The sequence below is a fragment of the Treponema sp. OMZ 855 genome, from assembly GCF_024181145.1.
Taxonomy (GTDB): Bacteria; Spirochaetota; Spirochaetia; order Treponematales; family Treponemataceae; genus Treponema.
Genome location: NZ_CP051194.1, coordinates 1,538,880 through 1,561,196, shown reverse-complemented (window position 1 = coordinate 1,561,196; position 22,317 = coordinate 1,538,880). Strand labels below are relative to the sequence as shown.

The window sequence follows — 22,317 nt, the reverse complement described above, 5'->3', positions numbered from 1 at the left end:
TTTTACACAATGGCAATGAGAACCATTGCGGTACCGTATAGTCCAACCGCAAGGTAGTCGTAGACAGATAGCGGAGCGGCATATATGCTGCTTCGTTTTTGAGGAGCGTCCAAACCGCGCAGTTCCGCTGTTGCACCCAATTCTGCCGACAGCTTTAAACAGCGAACGGTAAACGGTACAAAAAAACTTTCATACACAATAACCGGATGACGGACATAATCATGCCAATGCGGAAACAATCCCCGTGCCTTAATCCCCTCCCGAATCGATGCCATCTCTTTCCACAGTACCGGAAAAAAGCGCATCATCATGCAGAGCATAATCGTCACGGACTTAGGAATATGCAGGCTTTGCCAGCTTGCCATCAGCCTACTCGGATTGCTTTTTACAATGGCGGCAGCGAACATCACGAGCGGAATTGATCGGGCAAGGGTATGCAGGATCACATAGAGCAGCGCTGTATGCGGCGCACAGATCCGGGCAAGTACTTGGAGAATAGTATAGAAAAAGCACAAACGCCCTGCCGTTCGCACCTCCTTCACCTGCAGCAGATAACAGCCTGCCAGCAGGCACAGGCAATGCATTTGCCCGATCTGCTCGTAGAAGAACCAAACAGCCGTGGCGCACAGCATAACAGCAAGGTGTGTTCGGGGGTCGAGATTCCGCACTGGCTTTACGCTAACTTTGCTTTTTGAATATGTTTTTTGAAAAACAGCATACCGACCCAAAAACCTGCAGCCGCAAGTGCCGCCGAAATCAAACCGATAAGCAGCATCATATCAAGCGAACCGTAAAAACGAATCAACACTTGCTTGCCTTCTTCGGTATATGAATCACCTAAGCTCTTCAAATACGGCTCTTTAAAAAAGAACAACGGAATTGAACTACCCCAAGCGTACAGCGTCCAATATACCACATAGCCGATACCGTTCCGCACCGGGTTTTTGTAGGTAGTATTACCAAGCATCAAAAGCTCGCAGATGAGACCTACTGCAAGCATCACTGCAGAAAACCATGCCGAACCGAACGCAGCCATCATCAATCCGCAAAAAATTGCCGTTACAAGGAATGTTCCGTGTTTTGCTGTTTTGTTTGACATAACAATGTAGAGCGGTGCGCAGAAAAAAGCCATCACGCCGACGTAAAAAAGGTAATCGAGTGCGGGTGTTGCCGCTATTGTCATAACCATCTTAACGATAACCATAATCACCAGCATCGCAATATTAAAAATCGAAAGCGTGATAATATCCTTTAACCGCAGTCGAGCCGAATCGTTTGTTTTTACTTCCATAGTATTTCCTCCTCTTGAGTTAGCACCTACTAACTTAAGAGAATACTATAGCGGCAATGAACAGCTGTTTTCCACTCCATTCAGTCAAAACCTATCCAAAAAGCCGTGAAAATTGGCCAGGGTAAACGCATCAGGCTGTTTTTTTAATATCCCCGCAGAAAAATTGAGACTATTCGACCGAACTGCCAAGGATGGCAGTGGTTCCATACAGTAGTGATGTTTTGTGCACGCACGAAACTTGATAGTAAAAAGGAAAGTTTTTTCAAGGGGTTTGCCCCTAAAACAGCAGTTAATAGCACACGAAAAAGCATCATCGTTAAAAAATCGTTACAGCTTTTTCTACACTTATTTTTTCTATATTGCTATCGTACACCATATTCATAAAAAGTCAAGCCCTTTTTGATATATTTTTGGACATTTTATATATTTATGCAATAAGCGTCTCGCTTGTAATTGCTTGTGCAATTGCCCTGCTCATCTCTCGCTTCTTTTCTTTCCTCGCCTGCGTTTCATGGTTGCAGTAATGGCGTAATACCCAAAGACTTTTATGTCCGGTAACCATCATAATTTCCCGCTCTAGGAATCCTTTATCCCATAAAATGACAGCTGCTAAATGACGATAGGAATGAATACTCAAATGCGGTACATAAAAGCCGAGCGCTTTCATCACGCGGATAAATTCTTTCCGTATTGAATCATACCCGATGGGACGATCTGCCCTTGTGCTATTATAGAACAAGAACGCATCGTCGTTATCTTTTTGCGGATGGGTCTCAATGAATTCCTTTAATAAGACGGTAAGGTGCGGGGAAATAGGAACTTCTTTATGAGATTTGTTTTTTGTGTCTTTCAAGATATGGCTACTGAAATGATAGTTTTTTGTAATACGCACGGTTGCCTGCGTTTCGCCGTCATTAAAAAGAATATCGGAAATTTTAAGAGCAGCGACTTCACCGATACGGCAGGCTGTTTCCAGAGCGAGTTTATTGATACAGTAGTGCATTTTATTCTTAAAATGTTCAGTAGTCGAAAAGAGCTGTACCGATTGATCGATGGTTAAAATGGGCTTTATCTCACATTCTCCTTTCGGCGGATGAATTTGCGAAGATATATCAGTATCGAGTAACCCTTCTTTATAGGCGAACTTAACCGTCTGCTGGAGCCATTCACTCATTTTCTTGAGGCTACTTACTTTAAGAGAGCCCAAAAGGGAGACAAGAAATTTATTGATGTCTTTGGCCGTTACTGTATGAAGCGGGGTATTCTTAAAATACGGGAATAAACGCTTTTGCAGCATATAGCGTATTTTTTGAAACCGTGTTTTCCCCGGGAGGAGTTTTTCCGGTACGCCTTCCTCACGGAGGGCGGCAATATAGGGGGAGCATTTCCAATCCCAAAAGGCTAAGGTGTAATCGACAAATGAAAGAGATGCACGGCTATTTACGGTAGCGTTTTTTTTTACGTCGAGCGATTCAGTGTGTGGTGGTTGTTGAGGATGCTCGCTCTCTTTTTGATTATCACAAGGATGAACGGAAGAGGATAAACCGTACATATAAGAAGCGAGGGAGAGAATGTGAGAAAGCTCATCGGAAGGAATACGCTTATTTACGATCATTTTTTTGAATGTTTCGATAACCGCATGAACTTCAAGGGTTTGTTTTTCTTCTTTATTGTGTTTTTTCGGTATGCCGCCATAGAGCCATGCAATAACGACTTCTTCAGCTTCTTGTCTGGAAGACTTACCCGTTGAGCGGGCTGTTAAGGGTTTGCCGGTTACCGGATCGGTGAAGCGGCAATACCAAATGCCGCCGCGGAGATAAAGGTAATATTTTTTTGTTTTCATCAGTTCGTGTGCTCCTTAAAAAATCCTTCTATCAGGAAATAAAAATACTTATGGAAGGGTGGTATTCGCGTTGTATACCGGGGGCAATTGTTTCATAATGAAATGAAACACCCCTCCCTGTCCATATTTTTCCGATAAAGGCGGCGCATACTTACCGTCGTATCTTTCGTTCTTTTGATGTGTCGAACGATAAGTTTATTGTACCATTAACAAGGGAAAGAATGCAAGAGAAAACTTTTCCGGCTTTGCTTTTACAGTTCTTTTTGCGCACGGATTTTCCATTTAAAAGCAGTGCTGCATCAGAAGCAGATAAAAGCGTGCCGTATGTTTTTTTCCATATGGTGAAGCGGCAGCCGGTAACGGGATACTGATTACAAGAGAATGCTTTTCCCATTTCAACAACTGCGCCGCCACAGAGCGGACAGGTACCAATTTTTTGTTTTTCAAATACGGCTATAGAAATCTGCTCTTTGCAGACATTCGAGACAAACGCTTCTATTTTTTCTAAGAACGTTTTTGAATCGGTTTTTAAGGCATATTCCCATTCGGCTGTTTCCCGTGCTGAAATAAGCGGAGAAAGAAGCAGAAATTTTTCAAGCTGCTGAATTAAGAAAATCCCTTTTTCCAAAAGATGAAGATTCTTTTTTTCCTCATGTATGTAGGCGCGATCCAAGAGCGTTTGAATAATTGCAGCGCGGGTTGCTTCGGTGCCAAGGGAGGCACTGTACTTTCCGTTCTCTTTCGGCTTTTCCATAAATTGCAAAAGCGAATCATAGCGATAGGGCTTTTTACTCTGTGTTTTCTTTTTTTCTGTTCGTACTTCCTTGCAAAGAAGATGAGTTGTATCAATATCATCAAAAGTATTTTCTTCACCCTTATCCGGTACACTGGTTTCATCGGAGGATTCACCTTCCTTTAAAAAAAGCGATTTCCATCCGATTTCAAGCGTCTTCCGTCCCCGTGCAATAAAAGGTACACCATCTATCATAAGAAAGAGTGTTTGCATTTCATAAACAAAGAGATGAGAAAAAGAAGCAAAGAATTGTTTTACGACAAGAGAGAATACCGCCTTTTCAATTTTTGAAGCAGTATCGGGAATTGCTTGGAGGGGGATTAGTGCATGGTGATCTTCAAGCTGCGCATCATTAAAGAGACGAGCATTACGAGCATCCAGTAACGCAGTATCAACAGCGTCCGTATATTCAGGATATACAGCTCTCATACGTTCAAAGATATCTTTAATAAGCGGAACGTCAGCACTTCCCATCACACGGCTTGGAGTGCGGGGATACGAGAGGCATTGATACTTTTCATAGAGTGTTTGTGCAATGGCAAGGGTTTGGTCGGGAGAAAGGGAAAGAGAAGCAAAGGCAGCACGTTGCAGGGCACTTAAATTAAAAAGGAGCGGAGGGACTTCTTTTTTTTGTTCTTGTTTTATTTCTTGTACGACTACCGGTTTTTTTGAAAACCGGTCAGGAGTAAAACAGTCGTTTGGGAAGGCTGTTGTGATTGAACCGTCCTCATGGTGCGTATAGGCCTTTGCCGTGAAAATAGCCTCACTTGAGGCTATTTCCGCGACATACTCATAATAAGGAGTTGGGATAAAGTCGGCGATTTCTTTTTCCCGCCTGAATATTTCGGCGAGTACGGCTGTCTGCACTCTTCCGACCGAAAGGAGTGTTTTTGCATGGAGAGACAACAGACGGGAGATATTGATTCCGACAAGCCAATCGGCTTTTTGGCGGGCATAGCCTTGACGAGCGATATCATTATAGTCGCTTAACGGTTTCACCTTTTTTAAGGCCTCTGTAATGACAGGCGGGGTCAGCGCAGAAGATGTCCAAAATCTAAAAATATTTTTCGTATCAGTGATACCCGCTTCGCTTAAAACAATGCGAGCAATAAGCTCCCCTTCACGGCCTGCGTCGGTCGCGATAATGATAGTGTCACTTTGGTGTGTTTGTAATAATGACACGACAAGGTTAGCTTGTTTTTTTGACGCTTCAATTTTTTTAAAACGTATTGTGTGAGGGATAATCGGCAAATCCGAAAGGCTCCACTTTTTATAGTGTGCTTCATAATCTTCAGGATCGAATGCTTGAAAAAGGTGTCCGAGACAATTGGTAATAAGATAGCGGTTGTTTTCATAGTAGGAGCCGGTAAAGGGAACAGCGAGGGCGTGGGCAAATGCTTTAGCGACGGAAGGTTTTTCAGTTAAAATAAAAGTCATAAAAATAATATAAAGTATTGCAGTAATAACATCAATATGCTATATTCACAGGTGTCCTAAAGAGGCAAGATAAAGGAATGTTAACGCATTTTTTTTTCTGCCTAGTGCATGAGATAGAAATTTGTGAACACCTGTGCGCAATGTTATCTGAGCAAACAAAATTATATTTGGTGCATCAAATATAATTTTGTTATACATGGGGCGTTTTGGTGATTTTTCAGTTCTTACCGGTTTTTAGCAATACACTTGAGGCTTAAATAGCCTCAAGTGAGGCTATTTAATTTTAAAGGAAAACGATGGCAATACAGTTGAACCTTGAAAGGCTTGGTGCATACGAAAAAGATCTTTTTAAGATCAAGCGCGCGCATAAAAAGAATGACATGAAAGAAGCGCAAAAGCTTTTTACTCGACTCAAACGCCGACTGCACAGCGGTGGACAAATAGGGGTGCCAAAAAACGGCGGTAGAATAGTCGGCTCTTTACGAAAGCGTCAGCAGCGCTGCATGGTGAAATTTTTTTATGGGACAAAAATGAGTGCGCATCAAAAATATCTGGAAGAATATATGCCGCAAAAAAATAAAGAAGCGGTTCTTGAAAAACCTGAACTATTCGGAAGCGATAGCGAAGAATATAAGGCGCACATGAGTGATAGACATTTTAAGTTTATTATTTCTCCCGAGCGAAGCGATATAAACTTAAAAGTCTTAACTGAAACACTGGTGAAAAAAATCAATACGCTTTACGGGCTTGATGTTTATTATCAAGCGGCAGCACATTACGACACCGCGCATCCGCATGTACACCTTCTTATCAATGGCGTCGATAAAAATGGGCGTGTTATTGAACGATTTCCGAAAGATTTTATCAAACATACCCTTCGTGTGATGGCACAGGAAGTATGTACTTCACTTTCAGGGTATCGTACGGTCGAAGAAGTTCGGCAAAGTAAAAGCGACTTATATAAAAGTAATCGCTTTACCGCAATTGATAAAGCAATACAGGCAAGTGCATGGAGACGTGATGAGCGAAGTAAAGCAATTATTTTCACCCATGATTCACTGTCAGTAAAAAAGCGGCTTGAGTACTTATCAGCGCTTGATCTTGCCTGTCATACCGGAAGCGGCCGGTATGAGCTTAAAGACGGATGGGATGAATCGCTTAAAAATATGGGCAGGTATAACCGCTTCCTTGAAGTATGGAATACTTATAAAGGAAGCGGAAAACAGGTGAGTGTCTATCAAGGAAAAGAGGAGCTCACCGGAATTATAAAGAAGGTGTATACGATGAATGACGAAGATACATGGAATAACGGGTTTGTCCTTGAGACGGAAAAAGGGATTTATTATGTTCCGACACTGCACAATATCGCAGAGCGTTTTATTGGAAAGACAGTGAGGTATCGCGGCGGAAATACCCACGGGAGTGGAAAGCAGCGAGGAAAGATCACGCTTTATGGCAGAAATACGTAGGCATTTTATATGAAAATGAAAGGAGCAAAAGATGAGTAAGAAAAGTGAATTTATACGAGGTAAGCCGACTCGAAAAAAAATAACGGTCATTATGGATATCCTTAATTTTGTTATTCCGGTTATCACCGTAGTCGGCGGCTTTTGGTGGAGTACACAAGTTTTCGCACACCTTATGCGCTATAATCCTCATATTGTCAGGTATCCGTTATTTCGTTTTCCTTCAGGATATCCGGTGTATAATCCGTTTGTGTACTTCGGCTGTTTCATCAAATACTTTCTTCGTCCCGGCTTTGATGTGTATTTATTCCGCTCAATAAAGCCGGCGCTCATTGGAACAGCAATCGCGATCGGTTTTATTATTCTGTATGTCATTCGCTCGTTACGGCAAAAGGAAGAACATCTTTATGGAACGGCGCGATGGGCAACAGAGAAAGACCTTAAAAATGCAGGGATGTTTCGTGAAACCGGCGTCGTATGCGGGCAGACGGCAGATGCTGAAATCAGTGCCGAGTACAATGCAAAAGATGATGCCGTACGCCTTAAAACAATATCCGAAGGCAGAAGGCTCTTGTGCCATTCGGGGAAAACCAACACCCTCTGCCTCGCTCCAACGCGGAGTGGAAAAGGCGTATCCGTTATTATCCCAACACTATTGAACTACCCGCATAGCGTTATTGTCTTTGACCCTAAGGGAGAAAACTGGAATATTACGGCAGGTTTTCGAAAGCAATTTTCACACTGCCTTAAATTTTCGCCTATTTCACGTGATACGCTGAGGATCAATATTATCGATGAGATACGGGACGGAGACTTTATGTATAGCGATGCGAACCTCATTGCCGATATTCTTTTCGCAAGTGATAGTGCCAAAGATTCAGGGACGGAACAATTCTTTAATAATAGCGCCAAAGATTTTGTTACCGGTGTCATTTTGCATGTAAAATATTCTGATCAATACCCTGCAAAAAATCTCACCACCGTGTTACGGCTCATATCGGAGTCAAATGCCTTTTTCTCACAAGGACAAACGGAAACCGATATTAAAAATCCGCTTGTTGAGGCGATGCTTAAAGATAGGCACAGCGGCAATAAAAGCGCTTGTAAGACAATCGCCGGATGCGCAAGCAGGCTTTCAAAAAATCCGAAAGTCCAAGCAGACGTCCTTTCAACGTGTTTTTCAAAATTGCAATTATTTGAAGATCCGCTTATCGAAAATGCAACATGTGCAAGCGATTTTTCAATTGAAGATTTTATTTCAACGAAGACCCCAATATCATTATATCTGACCGTTCCATATGCACATATTAAACGGATCGCACCGGTATTCCGCTTACTCATTGAATTTATGCTCAGGAAATTTTCTGAAGGAGAAACACAGTACGGAGCGGTTAAGCTTTCTGAAGATTTACTTTTCATTCTCGATGAGTTTCCGATACTCGGCTATTTCCCGTTTCTTGCAGAAACGATGGGTGTTCTTGCAGGTTATGGGGTACGTTTCTTAATCATCTGCCAGGCAATGAATCAGCTTGTGAAATTATATGGACAGGAACATCCGTTTTTAGACCATTGTGAAAACACGATTGTTTTCAGGCCGAGAAAGCCCAGTGATGCGAAAGTCTTTACTGACTTACTTGGTAAAGAATCGGTCGTGCATGAAAACATTTCACAATCGGGAAGGAGGTTCGGCCCGCTTGATAACCGCAACCTTGCGGCACAAGAGATACAGCGGGACTTAATGAATCCTGATGAGCTTACAAAACTTGATTGGAATTCACTTCTTTTAATTAACAATGGTATGCCGTATATCGGAAAGAAAGTGGTCTACTTTGACAGTCCCCGCTTTAAAGATCGTGCCAATATGAGTGTACCGCAAAAAAGGAAAGAGCTTTTAAGCGAATGTGTAAAACTCCCATCTAACAATGGAATCGATATTTTAGCACGGTCAGCTGAAGTTGAAAAAGCCATGCAAAAAGATACACCGCTTTTTTTAATGAGCGGACAGGATATCCATGTCGAAGAAGCGACGATGGAAAACGCAACACTTGCCGATTTTCTTGAACCGCTTCCGCAGGAAGGTGAGCGGCATTTTTGCGATCCTTCCGATCCGTGTATCCAAGAATTAAAAAGGAGAATTAGCACACTGGAATTACAAATAGCCGGTGAGAGTGAAAATGAATGGGAGAATCAAGATCATGAGGTCTTCTAAACGAAAAGAATGGAAATTCTCTATCAGAGTTGACAGAGAGTTGTATGAAATTTTATTGATAAAGAGCAAAATGCGGCGCGTTTCTGTTTCTGAAATTGTCCGCGATGAGCTCACTCGCGTACTGATGCCAAAAATAGAAGACACCAATACACAGGAAAGAAAGGCAATAAAAAAGCCTCGTTACAGAAAACAAAAGATGTCGAATTTTGGACGATTAAAAAAGCGCGTTGCAGACATAATCGGCAAGCTCTTTATAAAGCAATGAAAAAGAAAGGTTTGAGGAGGCATTGGATGGCGCAGTTTTGCATTATGAGAACAAAGAAACTCAAGGCTGACTTGAATGTTGGAGCGAGTGTCTCTCACGCCTTGAGAACCCGCGAGACCTTAAATGCTGATGAGCAAAAAACACCGGATAACTGGTGCTGCTGGAAAGGCACGAAGGAAGAGCGCAGAGACAGAGCAATGGCAGAATATCGCAAGCGGCTTCCGGAAAAGGTGCGGAAGAACGGGGTTCGAGCGGTTGAGCTGATGATGACGGCCAGTCCTGAGGTTTTCACGAGAATAAAGGCGAATGAATACCTCAATGCTTGTGACGAATGGGCTAAAAAAGTATTTGGTGCATCAAGCATTTTTCTCATCACGCATCACTATGATGAGACCACTCCTCATACATCGATACTCCTCGTGCCAATCGATCCGAAAGGAAAGCTGAATTGTCGGTATTTTCTTGGCGGAAGGGAGAAGATGAGCGCGTTACAAGATAGCTTTGCGGAAACCGTCGGGAAGTCGTTCGGTCTTGATAGAGGTGTAAAAGGCTCGAAAGCAAGGCATCAGACGATAAAGCAGTTTTACGGTAAGGTGCAGGCTTTGGATAAGGCAATAACTCCGCCAAAGAAAAAACTACTCGAAAGTCAGGCAGAGTATGAGGAGCGGTATAAGGAGCAGCTTGCGCCGGTTGTTAAGAATGCCCTAGCTGCCAATGCGCTCAAAAAGCAAGTCGATGAATATGGCAAGGTCCACAAGCAAAGGCTACAAGCCGTTAAAACAGCCTACCAGACGCAAATAGCGGGCTTACAGAGCGATAATATCAAACTAAGGCAAGAAGCCGATTATTGGCGCAATTTAAGCCAGCAGGAACTTATGAGCTATGCTAAGGCGCTAGAGAAAGAGGGCGTCGGGAGCGTCAAGGAGCTAGGAGAAAAGGTGAAGAAGGAGGGGTGTATTTGATGAAAAAAACAAATAAAACATCAGTGCCGGTTTTTTCAGGAAGAAAAGCGCAGTTTATTGCTACACGAGTTGATTCAAAGCTGTATGAACTGCTGCAGCTGAAAAGTAAAGAACAGCGTCAGTCGCTTTCCGATATTGTTCGTGATGCACTTGCACTCTATGTTACGCAAGAAGTGAATGATAAAAATTTATTCTATGATGCAATTTCTCAAGTAAAAAGTCTCCTTTATTTTCTTGAAAAAAAGGTCGATTTTCATCGGGAGTTATGGTTTTATTCTCTTATTCCGCAGTTTGCCAATTACGTCGATTATTTCGATAAAACGGCAGAAGAAAAAAAACAGATTGGATCTATCGCTGTCAAACGACGTAATGACCTTTTAAAAAGTTTCACCCAAAGAATGTACCGGCAGCCGTCAGTGATAGAAAATTTTTTACAAGATTTTCTTGAACAAAGCAATGCAGTGGAAGAAAGCCAGGAATAGATGATATGAGCGATGATGATATTCGATTAAAACGACAATATGATAACCTTATGCGGGATTTACAGCCGCTTGAGTGTTATCTTGCTGACAGTGAAGTCACCGATATTGCAACTCTTGCAGACGGTGAAATTGTCATAGAAAAATTTTGTAAAGGAAAAGAATTTACCGGAATATATCTTACGGAAGGACAGACACAGCGGATTACGCGAAGTCTTGCGACGGTTCTCCATAAAGAGATTGAAAACTCGCGTATTCCAACGCTTGAAGGTGTTATTCCTCATTACAATGCACGTATCCAAGCGGTCTTTCCGCCGTGGACAAAGCGGACACAAGTATATATCCGCCGTCCTGCGCAAAAAATATTTACGCTTGAGCAGTATGTTGATCAAGCATTTATGACGGAGGAACAGTATGACGTAGTGACAAAAGCAATTAAAGCGAGAAAAAACATTATGGTCGGAGGAGCGACCGGAAGCGGAAAAAGCACATTTTTAAATGCCGTGTTACACAAGATGGTGGAATACACGCCCGATGACCGGTTTCTCATTATTGAAGATGTCCCTGAATTACAGTGTACGGCACATGATGCGCATTTTCTTTTGACAAGTTCAAAGGAAGCTTCCGAAGCAATCGCCTCGGCAATGCGTATGAAGCCGCGCCGTATTATTTTTGGGGAATTACGTTACGGCAGTGTCGCGAATGAGCTCTTGAAGGCATGGCAGACCGGGCATCCGGGAAATGCTACGACTATTCATGCAGAAAGCGCACCGCTCATGCTTGCGCGTATTCAAGGGCTTTTACGGGAAGTCATTATTGGCTCATTACCTCCTGTATCGGATGCAATACACGTATGTGTGCATTTGACTGCAACGGAAACGGGACCAAAGGTCACCGAAATACTCGATACGTCGATAAGCGGACTTGATGAATACATCAAGGAAATGCAGCGCATTTCTTCATGATGCTATTGATGGTATAACCGCAATATATTATAGTATTATAGACTGTACGGTAATAAAGTCTGCGCTATCACAGATGTGGTAGGTATATGGGTAGATGACGGCGGCAGAGCTTCATATCAATGAAGTATTCAATGTGTCGATAAACAGCACGTTTTTGCAATGATATTGATGTAATAACATCAATATCATTGCAGTATATCGCGCGCTGTAATTTTAAGGAGTGTTACATGAAAAAGAAAGTGCGTGAAAAACTTTCACACAGCACAAAGCTGTCCTCTAAACGGACAGGGAATGGGAAAAAAATAATCGCATTTTGTATTGTTTTTTTCATCTCAATTGTATGCGCCTATGCAGATAGCGGACGAAGCATTGGAAAGCTTGATGATTATGCTCGATTGATTTTGGGCATCTTTACGAGTTTTTGGATGAAAGCCCTCTGCGCGGTAGCTTTTATCATTATTTGTATGCGGGCAATTACTGTCGGTCGTGACGAGCCGGGGCTTATCAAAAAATACATTCCGTGGATGATGGGCGTTTTATTACTTATGAGTGCCGGAGACATTGTTAATTTCTTCTTCAACGGAAACGAAAATATCGCCGACCAGCTCGGAGGCTTAGTACAAGCGGTATCGCTGCTTGTTGCATAACAGACTATAGGTAAGGAGAAAAAAGAATATGGCGAAAGTTGTAACGCATTTATGTGCTGCGATACGGCAATATACGGACAAAGATGGAAAAGAAAAAACACAGTATCAACGGATTGGCTGTGAAATGGAAGATGAAACCGGAAAACGTTTTATCATTCTTGACCGCTTCATCGCCCTTTCAGGGCTTCCTGATTTTTCAAACGGGAAATATAGCGATTCGGTTTTGGTCTCGAAATTTCCTGTAAAGAAAAAAGGAGAAGCTGAGAGTGAGACAAGTTTTGAAAGTGAAGAAGCCGATAACGGCATCTTTTAAACCTATTTGATACGAAACAAACGGAGCGTATTGAATAGCCAATGCGCTCCGTACTCGTAAGATGTGGAGTGCGAAAAAATGGAAATGATAAGTGATTATGCAATACCGGTTCATAGAAGCCTTATACAGGTTGATATGCTTTTTGGTATTGGAACAAAAGCGGCGATCCTTCTTTTAATTGTTACGGTGGTCATGATACAGATTACCGGCGCGTGGTTTTTAATCGTTTCAGCGGCACTTTTTTTTCTCATGCGATTACTCGCAAAGCATGATCCATATTTATTGGATATTCTTTTTGATTCGGTTTTGCAACAGGATATTTACTATGGATAAAGAAGAAGGCGAAGATCTGCGTGAATACGATTTTGCACTCGCTTTAAGCGAAGAGCGCAGGATAAGCGTACAGGAAGCGCTCTATAGCTGCCAATACTTACGGGATTTTTTCCGTGAAAAAATCCTTGAAGGAAAGTCCGTGTATATCCACGGCATCGGCAGATTCCAGGTGAAAAAAAGGAAATTTCGGCATTGTAGAGATTTTCAGTCAGGGCAAGACATAGGGGAAAAAGAAGTTTTGACTCTGCAGTTTACAAGTGCCCATTCATTACGAACACAGTTAAGAAAAAAATAATGGAGGGAAAAAAAACGAAAAATGTATTAAAAAGCCTTTTTAAACCACGCCGGTTTATTGAAGGGTTCGACTTAAAAAGGTACAAAGAAAGAAAAAATATGTTTTCCTCATGGTGTCCATGGGCGACACTGTTAGCAGATGGACTCGTTCTTTTAAAGAATGGAGCACTGTTACAAAGCTTTGCCTTTTCAGGGCCGGATCTTGAATCGGCATCGGCGGCAGAAATTGCAGGAGTATCGGCACTTTTTAATGACGCAGTAAAACAGCTCGGTGGAAGGTGGGCGCTACAACTTGAAGCGCAACGGTATAAAACAACCGTGTATCCTTCAGCGCGATTTGACAATCCTGCAGCATACATTATCGATAAAATACGGGAAGGCATCTACTCAGCCGGTAAGGAAAATACGCATTTTGCTTCTTCATATTACCTTTCCTTCACGTATGAACTGCCCTCTGATTTAAAACGAAGCAGTACTCGCTTCTTTTTTTCCGGAGGAGATAAAAGCAAAGGAAGTTACACGCTCAACATCGATGCGATTATGGGGGAGATAAAAAGTTTTCAATCGGTAACGAGTAAAATAACAGACACGCTCAAGCGTGCGCTTGTTATTGAACCGCTCAATTCCGATGAAATGCTTACGTATCTTCACACGTCCGTTTCACTGAAATGGCATCCGTTAAAAGCGCCTGAGTACCTTTTGTTTTTGGATAAGATTATTACCGATTCAAATATCGAAAACACGATTCCATTAAAGCTCGGAGACTATTACGTGCCGGTTATCACAATTAAAGATTTCCCGCAAGAAACGTATCCTGCCATTTTTGACCGGCTTAATCGCACCGGCATTGAATACCGCTGGTCAACCCGCTTTATCTGTCTTGATAAAAAAGACGGATTAAAAGAAATCGACAAGTGGCAGGGACGTTTTCATGGGGGAAGAAAAAGTGCGAAGCAAATTATGACTGAGTACACCGAAAAGCACGAATCAAGCCGCATAAATCAAGGTGCGGTTGCCCTTGAAGCAGACGCTTCTGCTGCACAGGTAGAGGCGATGACAGACCTATACCGGTTCGGCTATTACACCTCGACACTTGCCGTATGGGATCGCGATCTTGAGAAAGCGGAAGAGAAAGCGCGTATTTTGGAAGGCGAAATAGCCGCTTGTATGTTTAACAGCATCCAAGAGACGGCCAATGCATTCGAAGCTTTTCTTTCGATGATGCCGGGTAATGTCTATGCGAATATCCGCCGCCCCTTAATTTCAAGCGGGAATCTTGCCCATATCATTCCGCTTTCTGCCGTGTGGACAGGGATTATCCATAATGATTTTACCGAAAGTATTTCAGGATGTGCATCGCCTCTTTTAACCTGTTCGAGTAATTATGCGACACCGTTTTTCTTTAACTTAAATGTCGGTACTGTTGGGCATACGTTCTTTTTCGGGCCGACGGGATCGGGAAAATCGACAATCTTAGCGCTCATTGCCATTCAATTTTTAAAGTATCCGGATAGTAACGTTATCATATTTGATAAGGGCAAAAGTGCACGCAGTGTTACGATGGCCGCAGGCGGCGTCTATGCAGAGCCCGGTATCGGAGACATCGGCTTTCAGCCGCTTGCAGACCTTACTACCCCGTCAGATATTTTGTGGTGTGCAAGTTTTATCGAAGTACTTTTAAGCGAACAGGCGGTTACCGTTGACGCTTCAATGCGGAACGCCATTACCGAAGCGTTGAAGCTCATGAAAGATATTCCGCTTGAAGATCGTACCCTCACCACCTTTACCACCTATGTGAGCTACACTAATCCTTCCACTGGTATAAACGACATTAAAGCCGGTTTAAGCCCGTACCTGAAAGGAGGACAGTTCGGCAATATCTTTGATGAATCAGAGACGTCGCTTCCATATTCAAAATGGACGATGATTGAAATGGGGTCTCTTATGGACTTATCGGAAAAAGCGGTACGTCCTGCCCTTGTCTTTTTATTTAAATATATCGAACGTATTTGGAAAGGAACGAATGCAAAACCGAAACGGAAAAAAGAACTCACCCTTTTAATTCTCGATGAAGCGTGGCTGTATCTTGATAATCCCGTTTTTGCGACTCGTATCAAAGAGTGGCTTTTAACGTGCCGTAAGGACAATGTGTTTGTCGTTTTTGCGACGCAGCAGGTAGAAGCAGCTCGCCGATCAAGTATCGCTCCTGAAATTGTGCAGTCATGCCTGACAAAAGTCTACCTTGCAGATAGAAGCGCGCAAGACGCTATTCAAAAAGAAGCATACCGTTATTTCGGTTTAACCGATGCGGAAATTTATGCGATTTCAAAGGCACAGCCCATGCGCGATTATTTTTATAAATCTTCGCTCGGAACACGTATGTTTAATCTTAACCTCGAAAAAGGGCAGCTTGCAATTCTTTCAAGCGACCATGCCTACCTCGATTTACTTGAGCAAAAGTACGGAAGGAATTCAAAACGGTATCTTGTTTTTGAAATATTAAAACATCGTGGAATCCCATTTACTCATTTTTTTGATCAGCAAACACTCACTGAATTATTGAATGAAAGGAGCTTACTATGAAAAAAGTACAGTGTATTATTCTTGCCATTCTTCTTTTCGCAGCTCATACCCATGCGCAAATGGCGGTTTTTGATCCGAACAATTGGTTAACGGCTATCGATACCCTTTATGCAACGTACGATCAACTGATGAATACGGTTCAACAGCTCAAGACACAGTACGAGCAGCTGCAACATGCATACGAGATGGCAAAGACATGGGATTTTTCAAAACTAAAATGGGATGGAGACTGGGATTTCCGTAATGAAATTAGTAATGCCGGAGCTGCGGTCAACCGGCAGCTGGCAGGCTTACGGAACATGAAAGAAGCACTCCAGAGTCAAAACATTCGATTGGGAGGAGTAAGTTACAGTATTGCCGATTTAGTCGGTGCCGGAGATGTAAATAAAAATATTTTGCGTTTTGTTGAGCATGGCGCTGAGTGGATGAGTAATGAGCAAATGAGCCGCGCGGTACGTGGTTTCACCGGAAAAATGAGCGAAAGAGAAAAGCGTGCAATCTGGAGCAAATACGGTATCAGTCCCGAGAACTTTGTCTTTGTCAAAGAGACGGAAAAGTTTTTGAAAAAACAAGCCGATCGGGTGCTAGCGGCAGGACTTGATGAAAATACCAATGAGCTCATTGAATCGACGACAAAAAAATACGGAGACGTGTTTGCCGCTGCTATGAACGGTAAAAACCCGACGGAACTGTTACAGCAGCTTGCGGCAATGCTGAAATTGCTTGGAGAGCAGGTAAATACGCTCAATACGAATTTAAGTCAAATCGGAACGCTGTACGCAACCCATACCCAAAGAGAAAAAACGCAACAAGACATTGCTCGCGATACGGCAAATACCATCAATGAGGCGCAAAAACGAGGGACGCCTTCCAGTATGTTTGTTACCACAAGTGAGGATAAATAAAAGGAATGAATTATAATTGGATTGACGTTCCATTTCTCGATGCGATGGAATATTTTTCGAGCATCTTCTATTACTTTCTCATTATTGCAAAACGGCTCGGCTACATTCTTGCTATCGTAGGAATCGGCTGGACAGCACTACAGCTGATGTTCGCATCCGTTTCGACGGAAAAAGCCTTGAAAGGACTCTTTTTTAAGTTCGCCCTTTTCTTTTTTGCACTCAATGTCTATCATCCGGCGGTTACCCTTCTGGCAAAAACCGTCACGAAGTGGGGAGTGAGAGCCGGAGACGGGGATAACGTGATTCAAGAAAACCTGACCGTTCTTCTGAAAAAAGCAGAGCACGATTTACAAATTGCAGAGTCTCTTGAAGCGGGGGGAAAAAATGCGGAAGTTTTAACGGTTACGGCAATTCCTCAAATGAAAAGCCTTAAAAACACTCACATAAACGGATCGCCGCTTGTAGGATCAGATATCATTGATTCTCAAGGGAGAGAGCAATACGTCAATGCAGTTAATAAATATCGTACTACGGAAGAAAACCGCGAATGGGCAGAAAAGACGATTAAAGCAGTGAGCGCCGTATTAAAACCTACCTATTATAAAGATAAAAACGGAAACCTCATCAAAGGATATTATCTTGATGTTATGATGAAAGGGAAAGGCAGCGTTGCAAGTTCCTTTGTTTCCCCGAATGCGATTTTACGAATCGCCCTTTTAACGGCAAATATTTTAAATAGCCGTCAGATGGATTACCTCACCGTTAAAATGGAAGAAGGGAAAAAAGATGCCGGTTGGCTTTCGATGAATAATATCGGTATTGTGCATTTAACGATGGCAGACATCGGAAACACGCTTCTTACATGGCTGTGCTGTCTTTGTCTTATCGTCGGCTCTATTTTTGCCATTATTCAATACGTCATGTGCATTTTGGAATACTCCATTATTGCAAGTATCGGTATTGTATACGTGCCGTTTATACTGTTTGACGGAACAAAAAGTTTTGCTCAAAAAATTATTCCTGCCCTCACCGGTTTTGCCACTAAGCTTTTAGTGATGACGTTGTGTATTTTCTTTGTCTTTTATCAGTATCTCTACCTTGCAGGAACACAAATGGGAGAGACAAGCCCGCTTGATTGGACGGTTTTTGCCTACATCGCGTTTATGATCATTATCAGCTGGGTATTAACGCAAAACGCACCGCAGATTGCAATGACACTTCTAACGGGAAACCCTCAGCTTTCGATGGGAGAGTTTATGCAGGCCCTTGGAACAGGCGCGGCGCTCGGAGGAGCTGCGGTAACAGCTGCTGCCGTTACCGGTAAGGGAGCGCAGATTATGAAACAAGGAGGCGCAGCGCTTATCGGCGGGACAACGAATACAGTTGTCTCAGGAGCGGGAATGCTGACAGAAGCAAAAGCGGCAAAACAAGCGGCCGTACAAGATTTACGTGCTAAAGGATATAGCGCCGATGAAGCGGCAGCCGTTGGTAATAGAGCCTACAGGGCATCAGTTGGAAACCATATTAAAACCGGCTTTAAGAGTATGGCTCACAGGCTCTCTCATGCCGAAGGTTCTGCAGGAGGTAATGGCGGAGGATTTGCAGGAGGCGGCTCTCGCTTTGTAAACCGCTATAGCGGTAAAGACGGAAGCGGTATGGATGCCGTCAAGCAGCCTGACGCTAATCACAGCTCGTTTAAATACGCAAAAAATCCTGAGACAGGGGCTTCGCTTACCGCAGCTGAATTTTTAGCGGAACGGCGAAATGCCGGTACGGCTCAAGGATCTGCAATGAGTGCAGCGTATGCACCGAAAAACACACCGCCTCACGGATCACAAAAGAACATAAAAAGCTCTATCGAGTTACCGCAAGCCCGTGAACAAAGGAGCCTTCCTGAACCTTCACGTGAAGCGTTACCTGAACCGAAGCCGCGCCTTCCGGCTCCGTAATAGAGGATTATCAAGAGAAAAAAAATTTTATTCAAGGAGAATAAAAAGGAACACTACTATGGGAAGTAAATTTTATTTACCGAAAGGGTTTAATACCACACCATTTAACCGGAACATTAATAAAAAGGGTGTTGAAGTCGGCTTGCGTCATTACGATGAACTTATCGGCGCAGAAAATGAACACAATATTGCATGGCGTTTCGTAGCGCTTTGCTCAATACTTGCCTTCTTTCTTTCTGTCGGCGTTAATTTTTATGCCATTACGAGACCTGCAACGGTACCGCTTGTGATTACCGTCTCTGAAACCGGAGAAGCAAAGTATGTCGGAGACATTTCACACCTGTCGTACGGAAACATCAAAGTACCTGAAGTCGCCATTAGACGGCAGCTTGAAGACTTTATCACCTACACCGGAACGCTTTCAACTGACGGCGCGGTTATAAAAGCGAACATTGCACACTGCTACGCGATGTTAAACGAAACGGCTGCCAGTAAATACTCAAATCTCTTACGAGACAAGCATCCGTTTGAGCTTTTCGGGAAGGCAAAGAAAAATATCCTTCTTGAAAGCACCTTAAAGCTTTCTCCGCAAACCTATCAAATCGATTATATCCAAAACACTACCACCCTTGCAGGGCAAATTACCTCACGCATCCGCTACCGTGCCATTATCAGTATGGTGTGTATGCAGCCGCCTGAAGGAAAAGAAAAAACAAACCCGCTCGGTATTTATATTACCGATTTTGACATTACCGAAGTCAACGTACTTCAAAGCTCAAAAGAGTAATTTTTGCATAAGGAGTTTATGATGCATAAAAAGTATTGTATTTCAGTTTTTTTCATTGCTGCCCTCATGGCAACAAGCTGTATGACAACCCGTTTGGTTAATGAACCGATTCCGGCGGAACGGACAATCGAAGGAAATGCCAAGACGCGTGAAGAGGAAGAAAAAGCAATCGAACAGGAAGATGAAAAGCATTTGGTTGAACTTCTTGAAAAAGAAGTTGATGTTGCAAAAACGGTTGTCTATGTTGAAAAGCCCGTATACCGGCCGGCTGAAGCAAAAAATGATCCGCTTGCACGGGAAAATGTTCAAAAAGGACTTCCTGCAGCAAAGGCGGCAATCGATGGCGCCTTACGGATGCCTGAAAAATATTCAGGTGCAAAGATGCTCTATGATTATGATGAGCGCTTCGTTTATGAAATTTACTGTAAGCCCTACCATATCACCGATATTGAACTTGAACCGGGCGAGGAGGTATGGGAAGCGCCTTTTGTTTCCGAGCCGGACGTATGGCAGATCGGAGCGGGGGTGAGTAAAAAAGGCGGAGTTGATGTTCAGCACTTTTTTTTAAAGCCGTCATATTCAAAGCTTGCAAGTAACATGATTATTATCACGAACCGCCGGATCTATCATCTCCAGTTGAGAAGCTATAAGGATGATTACATGGCGATGGTGCAGTGGAATTATCCGCCTTCCATGCCATACGTGATGGCAAAATCTGAAAATGCGGTTAATTCCGTTAAAAGCGTTTTAAGCGGTACTTCTCCTGAATTTTTATCCTTCGATTATAAAATCAAGTATTCACCATTTAAAAAACCGGCCTTTATCCCTATTCGTATCTACGATGACGGAGCAAAAACGTATATCGAAGTAGACGACGAGGTGCTGCACGGACAGCTGCCCGCCCTTTTTGCTGAAGACAAAAACATTATCAATTATCGCGTAAAGGGTAATCTTTTTATTATCGACCAGCTCATTACCAAAGCAACGCTCCGTCTTAATAAAGAGAAAGTCATCATTGAAAAGCTCAAAAGCAAAAGTAAATAATGCAGGGAGAAATGAAGTATATGAGTGATATATTCGGCTTTGACGACGTTCTTGAAGGAGCGGAAAACGATACCGGCAATGAGTTTACCGGAGGAGCGCCGGTTACGAACGATGAGCTGTCAGGAGAACCGGCACTTCGTGATGAAAAGAGCTCACCATACGGCGAACAGACAAATGGCGATGAAATTATTGCGGACTTTTTTGGAGATGAAGAAAATGCCGCTTCATCCGATTACGAACGAGCAGGTGAAATCCCAGTAAGCGATTCTGATGAAAGTGGTAACGATGCACAAGGTGCGTTCGATACGCAAAATCCAGTACCGGAAGCAGCTGCTGAAATGCAAGAAGCATCGAGCGAGGCTGTCCATGCAGATGAAAAATACTCCGCGCAACAGGCTCTCTCAAGCGGTAAAAGTGCGTTAAAACTGAACCGCCAATTGATCTTTACTGTTATGGGCATTTTATTTCTCGCTGTTTTCTCTATCTTTATCTTTTTCACTTCATTTCGGAAAAAACCGGAAGAAAAGAAAACCATTGCAAAAGCATCAGAACGCTATGTCCCGGACTTTCCGCTCTCTCAAGGAAATGAAAAAGAAGGAGAGAAAAACACCGCCCTTTCTGAAACCCTTGCAAAAGAAGATCCTCCCGATAACACGAGTCCCTATTATTACGAGGAGCCTGTCGCCTCTTCCGAACAAAATACTTATACCTATCAAGGTACGGCAGGAGGAGGAGCTTCGCGATCAAAAAGGCCTGATACGCGCAATAACGCAATTCAAAAACCAATTCAAGGGATTAAAGGTTTAACGCCCACCGGAAGAACGGCACAGAGTGCTGCACAAGGCTCCTATCAAAGTGGTACAGATTCCGCAATAGCTGTTTCTCAAACAAACCCGTATGCGCAATTCGGACTGCCTGCAAAAGAAGATTTAATGAAGCAAATCCTTTCTCAGCAAGGCTTACGTGGCGGCTTTATCAATAGTTATGATGCGCAGAATAACCAAAGTGGCAAGGAAAACTTTTATACGAGCGGAAAAGGAACAAGCGATGCCGGACAATTTCTTTCTGCCTTTTCCCTTTTTCAAGGTACGATTATTCCTGCGGTTCTTATTACCGGCATTAATACCGATTTACCCGGAGACATTATCGCACGGGTAACGAGTAACGTATATTCTTCACAAACCGGTCAATTTTTGCTCATCCCGCAAGGAACACTTCTTTTTGCCTCCTATAATTCATCCGTCTCTTATGCGCAAAACAGGGTACAGATTGCATGGAAAACCCTCATACGGCCCGACGGGTTTATGATGGAACTGGGCAATATGCAAGGAGCTGATGCACAAGGCTATGCGGGAGTACGCGGAAAGGTTGACCATCATATATGGGCATTTTTAGGCGGTATGCTTTTAACAACCGCTGTCGGACTTGGAGAGACGGCGCGTAAAGTCGAACAGTTACCAAAAAATTCATACCTTAATAGTGCGACTAATAGCGCCTATGATGCAACAAAGCGGCTCGCTGATAAAATTATCGATCGTGCCCTTGATATTCAGCCAACCATTATTATCGCTCCCGGTGAGAGTGTGAATGTTTTAACGAACGCAAACCTCGCGCTCCCGCCGGTTGAGTCCCCGGCAGTTACACGCCGATACATTCGCCATTAATGTGCTCGATTGCTAATGTTATGACATTATCAAATTATAACGAGGAGCGTTTTCCTCCTCGCATACATTTTTAATGAAGGAGAAAAAA

The 22,317-nt window shown here is 43.0% G+C and carries 19 protein-coding genes; 15 read left to right on the top strand and 4 right to left on the bottom strand.

Annotated elements, in window-relative coordinates; genetic code table 11:
* Positions 1 to 2: 2 nt before the first annotated feature.
* From E4N65_RS07045 to E4N65_RS07030, 4 genes are all read right to left on the bottom strand, one after another.
* Positions 3 to 632, bottom strand: a complete 630-nt coding sequence (locus E4N65_RS07045) for an energy-coupling factor transporter transmembrane component T family protein (RefSeq protein ID WP_235619687.1) — start codon at positions 630 to 632, stop codon at positions 3 to 5.
* Positions 633 to 673: 41 nt separating this feature from the next.
* Positions 674 to 1,291 (bottom strand): MptD family putative ECF transporter S component, encoded by a 618-nt coding sequence (locus E4N65_RS07040; RefSeq protein WP_044015977.1) that lies wholly within the window; start codon positions 1,289 to 1,291, stop codon positions 674 to 676.
* A gap of 427 nt (positions 1,292 to 1,718) precedes the next feature.
* The gene (locus E4N65_RS07035) at positions 1,719 to 3,134 is read right to left on the bottom strand and encodes a tyrosine-type recombinase/integrase (RefSeq protein ID WP_253672471.1); all 1,416 of its coding nucleotides are present in this window, start codon (positions 3,132 to 3,134) and stop codon (positions 1,719 to 1,721) included.
* A gap of 151 nt (positions 3,135 to 3,285) precedes the next feature.
* Complete coding sequence (locus E4N65_RS07030) at positions 3,286 to 5,364, bottom strand: DNA topoisomerase (protein WP_253672469.1); 2,079 nt, start codon at positions 5,362 to 5,364, stop codon at positions 3,286 to 3,288.
* 296 nt (positions 5,365 to 5,660) lie between these two features.
* Here E4N65_RS07030 and E4N65_RS07025 point away from each other — a divergent pair, with 296 nt between their 5' ends.
* From E4N65_RS07025 to E4N65_RS06955, 15 genes are all read left to right on the top strand, one after another.
* A complete protein-coding gene (locus E4N65_RS07025) occupies positions 5,661 to 6,833 on the top strand; it encodes a relaxase/mobilization nuclease domain-containing protein (protein ID WP_253672467.1) in 1,173 nt (390 codons plus the stop codon).
* A gap of 31 nt (positions 6,834 to 6,864) precedes the next feature.
* Positions 6,865 to 9,039 (top strand): type IV secretory system conjugative DNA transfer family protein, encoded by a 2,175-nt coding sequence (locus tag E4N65_RS07020; protein WP_253672465.1) that lies wholly within the window; start codon positions 6,865 to 6,867, stop codon positions 9,037 to 9,039.
* 291 nt (positions 9,040 to 9,330) lie between these two features.
* Positions 9,331 to 10,266 carry a MobV family relaxase gene (gene mobV / locus E4N65_RS07015; RefSeq protein ID WP_253672463.1) on the top strand — a complete coding sequence of 312 codons (936 nt, stop codon included), beginning with the start codon at positions 9,331 to 9,333 and terminating at the stop codon, positions 10,264 to 10,266.
* On the top strand, positions 10,266 to 10,748 hold the full coding sequence (locus E4N65_RS07010; protein WP_253672461.1) for a ribbon-helix-helix domain-containing protein: 483 nt from the start codon (positions 10,266 to 10,268) through the stop codon (positions 10,746 to 10,748). Before mobV ends, E4N65_RS07010 begins: the two co-directional genes overlap by 1 nt.
* Positions 10,749 to 10,753: 5 nt before the next feature.
* The gene (locus E4N65_RS07005) at positions 10,754 to 11,710 is read left to right on the top strand and encodes an ATPase, T2SS/T4P/T4SS family (protein ID WP_253672459.1); all 957 of its coding nucleotides are present in this window, start codon (positions 10,754 to 10,756) and stop codon (positions 11,708 to 11,710) included.
* Between the two features lie 227 nt (positions 11,711 to 11,937).
* The gene (locus tag E4N65_RS07000; protein ID WP_253672457.1) at positions 11,938 to 12,357 is read left to right on the top strand and encodes a hypothetical protein; all 420 of its coding nucleotides are present in this window, start codon (positions 11,938 to 11,940) and stop codon (positions 12,355 to 12,357) included.
* 28 nt (positions 12,358 to 12,385) lie between these two features.
* Positions 12,386 to 12,670 carry a hypothetical protein gene (locus E4N65_RS06995; protein WP_253672455.1) on the top strand — a complete coding sequence of 95 codons (285 nt, stop codon included), beginning with the start codon at positions 12,386 to 12,388 and terminating at the stop codon, positions 12,668 to 12,670.
* A 78-nt stretch (positions 12,671 to 12,748) separates the two neighbouring features.
* The gene (locus E4N65_RS06990; protein ID WP_253672453.1) at positions 12,749 to 13,003 is read left to right on the top strand and encodes a VirB3 family type IV secretion system protein; all 255 of its coding nucleotides are present in this window, start codon (positions 12,749 to 12,751) and stop codon (positions 13,001 to 13,003) included.
* Positions 12,996 to 13,298: an HU family DNA-binding protein gene (locus E4N65_RS06985; protein ID WP_253672451.1), complete on the top strand. Its 303-nt coding sequence runs from the start codon at positions 12,996 to 12,998 to the stop codon at positions 13,296 to 13,298. The genes E4N65_RS06990 and E4N65_RS06985 overlap by 8 nt, the downstream gene beginning before the upstream one ends.
* Complete coding sequence (locus E4N65_RS06980; RefSeq protein ID WP_253672449.1) at positions 13,298 to 15,880, top strand: VirB4 family type IV secretion/conjugal transfer ATPase; 2,583 nt, start codon at positions 13,298 to 13,300, stop codon at positions 15,878 to 15,880. Before E4N65_RS06985 ends, E4N65_RS06980 begins: the two co-directional genes overlap by 1 nt.
* Complete coding sequence (locus E4N65_RS06975) at positions 15,877 to 16,785, top strand: hypothetical protein (protein ID WP_253672448.1); 909 nt, start codon at positions 15,877 to 15,879, stop codon at positions 16,783 to 16,785. The genes E4N65_RS06980 and E4N65_RS06975 overlap by 4 nt, the downstream gene beginning before the upstream one ends.
* 5 nt (positions 16,786 to 16,790) lie before the next feature.
* Positions 16,791 to 18,734, top strand: coding sequence for a type IV secretion system protein (locus E4N65_RS06970; protein ID WP_253672446.1), 1,944 nt, complete (start codon positions 16,791 to 16,793; stop codon positions 18,732 to 18,734).
* Positions 18,735 to 18,792: 58 nt separating this feature from the next.
* Entirely contained in the window at positions 18,793 to 19,521 is a 729-nt protein-coding gene (locus E4N65_RS06965) for a VirB8 family type IV secretion system protein (protein WP_253672444.1), read from the top strand.
* Between the two features lie 18 nt (positions 19,522 to 19,539).
* Complete coding sequence (locus E4N65_RS06960) at positions 19,540 to 20,565, top strand: TrbG/VirB9 family P-type conjugative transfer protein (protein WP_253672442.1); 1,026 nt, start codon at positions 19,540 to 19,542, stop codon at positions 20,563 to 20,565.
* Between the two features lie 20 nt (positions 20,566 to 20,585).
* A complete protein-coding gene (locus E4N65_RS06955; protein ID WP_253672440.1) occupies positions 20,586 to 22,229 on the top strand; it encodes a TraB/TrbI/VirB10 family type IV secretion system protein in 1,644 nt (547 codons plus the stop codon).
* Positions 22,230 to 22,317 lie beyond the last annotated feature (88 nt).